This is a genomic window from Amycolatopsis sp. SID8362 (assembly GCF_010550475.1).
In the GTDB taxonomy this organism is placed as follows: domain Bacteria; phylum Actinomycetota; class Actinomycetes; order Mycobacteriales; family Pseudonocardiaceae; genus Amycolatopsis; species Amycolatopsis eburnea.
This window is the reverse complement of sequence record NZ_JAAGNB010001151.1, coordinates 1-237: the sequence shown is the minus strand read 5'-3', so window position 1 is coordinate 237 and position 237 is coordinate 1. Positions and strand designations below refer to the sequence as shown.

1 protein-coding gene is annotated in these 237 nt (G+C 76.4%); it reads left to right on the top strand.

The genetic code is table 11. The features are described from left to right. The coding region (locus G3I65_RS35550; protein WP_239071647.1) for a GTP-binding protein at positions 1–237 on the top strand (237 nt) is incomplete at both ends.

Sequence of the window (237 nt, the reverse complement as noted above, 5' to 3'; positions counted from 1 at the left end):
GGAGCGCCGCCGCGGCCTCACCATCGACCTCGGGTTCGCGTGGACGCGGCTCGGCGGCGAGGACGTCGCGTTCGTCGACGTGCCGGGCCACGAACGGTTCGTCCCGAACATGCTCGCCGGGGCCGGGCCGGCGCCGGCCGTGCTGTTCGTCGTCGCCGCGGACGAAGGCTGGATGCCGCAGTCGGCCGAGCACCTCGCCGCGCTGGACGCGTTCGGCGTCCGCCGCGGCCTGCTGGT